The organism is Vibrio sp. 10N.247.310.24, assembly GCF_041467175.1.
Lineage (GTDB): Bacteria > Pseudomonadota > Gammaproteobacteria > Enterobacterales > Vibrionaceae > Vibrio > Vibrio tasmaniensis_A.
In genome coordinates, this window is record NZ_JBFSUD010000156.1 from 1 (window position 1) to 3,102 (window position 3,102).

The following is a 3,102-nucleotide window of genomic DNA, read 5'->3' on the forward strand; positions in this document are numbered from 1 at the left end:
ATCGCACAGATAAGAAAAAACACCATGAGGGAAATAATTGCGATGGAGAGTTAGGATTTTCATAGCACAACCAGTTTAGTAATGGGGTTACGTTTAACTGATTGTGCTTTTTATATTAGATGGATATTAATTAATGTGAATTGTTGAATTCATGCTTACTGATAGTGCGTATTGAACAACTACAGTCGATATGCTTTCCTACTGGATATTTAATCCAAAACTTATCAGTCACTTCATAAACATGATCAATAAATTCAGAGTGAATCGGGCAATCAATGATTGCTGAGCCTCTCATTATTTTTAAGTAGGGCAGTAAACGTTTAGTTTTGTCGGCATCTCGAAATTGTCTGTTGACATGAGCAAGCTTGATAACATATCCAACAATAAAATCCAACTGTTCTTTAAGGTATGGGAACCTCTCACCTCTTGCAATTAAGGCATCCTTTGCTACTTGAGATGTCCATTCATAAGGGAATTTTGACTCTAGTTTTTTTATCGCCATTCTTTTGTTATTGATATTGTCCCATATGACGGATTCCATACTAGACCTTAAATTAGACGGAATACCAAAAATTTCAGCGGAATGAGAAAACGAAAGATTTAAATCACTTTGATTGGTAGCGCTCATATTACTGTCCTTTTTTAAAAGCAATCCAGTAAAGATAAGGGATTTGTAAAACAGGTATCAGAACCAATACTAACATTACCCACCAATCGGCTTTGAAGCCTTGATTCTTAGCAACCCTACAAAGAGGGAAGGCAGTAATAAATCCAACGATTAAAGTAACTATTAAGTCGAATATGGTCATTTTCAATTCCTTAAAATAAATTCGGTTGACGGTTCTTAACTTCTATCTTGCGCATTTTAGCGACTACGCGATAGATATGCTGCATACTTTTATCGTATTTACGTGACAGCTCTTCAACATTCGCACCATTGAACTCACGCCAGATAGACAGGTTCATGATTTCAGATTCAAGCTGTCTGCCGCGTGGAAGGTAAAGCTGAACACCACCAAACTCTTTGCAAATACGATGCAGTAAAACCACCGCAAGCTTTGGATCGGTTTCGTTCTTAACGAGTTCATCTTTAAATATGCAGTAGATTTGGCGCATGGCTTCTGGCCATCGTTGGTGCTCTTCATCGTCTGCTAGTTTTTCAACTTCTTCTAGGCTTACATTCTTGTAACCAAACAAGTCTTGGTTTTCTTCACTCATTACTGCCTCCCATCCACATGGCATACCTTCACATAGTATGAATATAAAAACACCCCGCTTGGCGAGGTGTTTGTAGTATATGGCAGTGTTTACTGGTGGGGCACGTTAACCAGTTTTGTAGTAGTTACTCGCATAATGCTCAGCTAATAGCTCATAACCAGCTGGGCCTGTGCAATCGTTGTTCGATGGAATGCGACCACCACTTTTAGTGATCACTTCGGCCATCAATCGATAGTGCCATTTCTTTAAAGCCTCCAACACTTCAGCTGCTTGAGCTGACTTAAGCCAAACCGCCTTTTCAATACCACGTCCATTTGATGCAGTAGTCATGCGTTTCACATAAGCATCAATGGCAACGTCGTTCGCATTGCGGATAAAGCCTTGTTTGTGCATGGTACGCCAAATTGCACGAATCTTTGCTACTTCTGGCGCTCTTGCTTGTGGCTTGCGTTTTGGCTTAAAGCCTAGCGCTTTCATTCTGTCTAACACTTTGGTTAGTTGAATGTCGTTCAAGCCTTTTGCACTTCGCTTACCTGTGCATTGCTCAAGAACGTCACGATAAGAATCATCTTCCATGGCAAGATCACGCTTAGCGATTTGGACAAGTTTGAGTAAGTTAGACATTTTGACTTACCTCTTCACTATCTACTACGTACAACTTCCCAAACGAAAAGGCATCTTGCTCACCTTCACCTTTATTGAACTTAAACCTAGCTTCAAACTCACAATATGAGACCTCGGCAACACACATATAATCAGGGTAATAGTAATCAGACTGAACAGTGTCACCTTCAAAAATACGAACGCCGTTTTCATCTTTCTTTCCTATGAACTGACATAAAGTTTTTCTGTCAATTTCTATTTGCTCTCCTTGCCCAAAGATGATGCATGGTGCGTCGATTTCAGACTCAATAAATGATCCATAAACAAAGTCACCGACTTTAATGTTATTCCATTTTTGGTTAACAATAGCTTCCGCTCTGAATAATATTTCTCTCATATTGCCCCCTAAGCCGCTTTACGTTTGGCGTTCTTGCATTCCAACTGACAAGCTTTGCACCAACTCTGCAACCCATCTGGGTTTCTTCTGCATGGCGACCAGAACAAGGTGTCTTGCGGCCAATACTCTTGGCAGTGCGGGCACCATTTCTGCAAGCCTAGTTCAGCATCGAGTATGGCTTTACCATTCGCTAAGCGGCGTTGTAATAAACCTGCTTTCATTAGTGGTGTGTATTCACCAAACATAATAAAAACCTCCTATAGCTTTGTGTTGTACTGGCTGCTCATCAGTACCTAGCAACCACGCTAGGCAGACAAGCAAGGCGAACCTTGCTTGTTTCGCTTACAACTCCTTAACTGGCCCCATGCTCGCTGGCAAAATACGATCGCTTCCCTTTGTAAGAATCAGCATTACTTCTATAACTTCCGGCCTTAGCAGAAACCCGCGTTGCAACGCTGACTCTGCTAACCCATCAAGAGCTTCACGCGCAAAAGCCAACTCATCTTGCGCCAATGGATCACCAATCTTCATACTCAACCTCTCTTGCTTATTTATCTTCTAACAACCTTCCACAGCACTTCTTAAACTTCTTCTTTGAACCACATGGACAACGCTGTTTAGGTCGGATATTTATAAACCTCTCCTGAGATACAAACCCTTCCTCTAGTAACTCTCTCAACGTATTTTCTGGACGCTCACCCATGCGATAAACAATTCTTTGTTCTTGCTCGGTGATTTGATGTTTTAGTATTTCCATCTTGTATTCCTTTTTTATGATTCAAGGCACATTGCTTTAGTCAGTTCTAACCCTTCGAGCTTTTTGAACTGGCGACACAGCACAGAAGCTTTTGAGAAGTGAGGGACATGAAAGGCAAATATCTCAT

8 protein-coding genes and 1 other RNA gene are annotated in these 3,102 nt (G+C 40.9%); all 9 read right to left on the minus strand.

The genetic code is table 11. From position 1 onward, the window contains the following. Positions 1 to 130 precede the first annotated feature (130 nt). Positions 131 to 628, minus strand: a complete 498-nt coding sequence (locus AB6E08_RS22880; protein ID WP_171384024.1) for a hypothetical protein — start codon at positions 626 to 628, stop codon at positions 131 to 133. A 1-nt stretch (position 629) separates the two neighbouring features. Then, entirely contained in the window at positions 630 to 809 is a 180-nt protein-coding gene (locus tag AB6E08_RS22885; RefSeq protein WP_171384025.1) for a hypothetical protein, read from the minus strand. A 10-nt stretch (positions 810 to 819) separates the two neighbouring features. Next, entirely contained in the window at positions 820 to 1,218 is a 399-nt protein-coding gene (locus AB6E08_RS22890; RefSeq protein ID WP_069669238.1) for a Mor transcription activator family protein, read from the minus strand. Between the two features lie 105 nt (positions 1,219 to 1,323). Next, the gene (locus AB6E08_RS22895) at positions 1,324 to 1,842 is read right to left on the minus strand and encodes a gp16 family protein (protein ID WP_016076445.1); all 519 of its coding nucleotides are present in this window, start codon (positions 1,840 to 1,842) and stop codon (positions 1,324 to 1,326) included. Continuing rightward, on the minus strand, positions 1,835 to 2,218 hold the full coding sequence (locus AB6E08_RS22900) for a YopX family protein (protein WP_372067086.1): 384 nt from the start codon (positions 2,216 to 2,218) through the stop codon (positions 1,835 to 1,837). Before AB6E08_RS22900 ends, AB6E08_RS22895 begins: the two co-directional genes overlap by 8 nt. A gap of 8 nt (positions 2,219 to 2,226) precedes the next feature. Further along, positions 2,227 to 2,463, minus strand: a complete 237-nt coding sequence (locus tag AB6E08_RS22905; RefSeq protein ID WP_016076447.1) for a hypothetical protein — start codon at positions 2,461 to 2,463, stop codon at positions 2,227 to 2,229. 28 nt (positions 2,464 to 2,491) lie between these two features. After that, positions 2,492 to 2,562, minus strand: an RNA gene (locus AB6E08_RS22910) — hammerhead ribozyme type II. Then, on the minus strand, positions 2,561 to 2,749 hold the full coding sequence (locus tag AB6E08_RS22915) for a hypothetical protein (RefSeq protein WP_371707999.1): 189 nt from the start codon (positions 2,747 to 2,749) through the stop codon (positions 2,561 to 2,563). Before AB6E08_RS22915 ends, AB6E08_RS22910 begins: the two co-directional genes overlap by 2 nt. Positions 2,750 to 2,765: 16 nt before the next feature. Continuing rightward, a complete protein-coding gene (locus tag AB6E08_RS22920; RefSeq protein WP_371708000.1) occupies positions 2,766 to 2,975 on the minus strand; it encodes an SEC-C metal-binding domain-containing protein in 210 nt (69 codons plus the stop codon). Positions 2,976 to 3,102 lie beyond the last annotated feature (127 nt).

Excerpts from the sequence above, each read along its gene's own strand:
- AB6E08_RS22900 (WP_372067086.1), bottom strand. The coding sequence starts at position 2,218 with ATGAGAGAAATATTATTCAGAGCGGAAGCTATTGTTAACCAAAAATGG.
- AB6E08_RS22920 (WP_371708000.1), bottom strand. The coding sequence starts at position 2,975 with ATGGAAATACTAAAACATCAAATCACCGAGCAAGAACAAAGAATTGTT.
- AB6E08_RS22905 (WP_016076447.1), bottom strand. The coding sequence starts at position 2,463 with ATGTTTGGTGAATACACACCACTAATGAAAGCAGGTTTATTACAACGC.
- AB6E08_RS22915 (WP_371707999.1), bottom strand. The coding sequence starts at position 2,749 with ATGAAGATTGGTGATCCATTGGCGCAAGATGAGTTGGCTTTTGCGCGT.
- AB6E08_RS22885 (WP_171384025.1), bottom strand. The coding sequence starts at position 809 with ATGACCATATTCGACTTAATAGTTACTTTAATCGTTGGATTTATTACT.
- AB6E08_RS22880 (WP_171384024.1), bottom strand. The coding sequence starts at position 628 with ATGAGCGCTACCAATCAAAGTGATTTAAATCTTTCGTTTTCTCATTCC.
- AB6E08_RS22895 (WP_016076445.1), bottom strand. The coding sequence starts at position 1,842 with ATGTCTAACTTACTCAAACTTGTCCAAATCGCTAAGCGTGATCTTGCC.
- AB6E08_RS22890 (WP_069669238.1), bottom strand. The coding sequence starts at position 1,218 with ATGAGTGAAGAAAACCAAGACTTGTTTGGTTACAAGAATGTAAGCCTA.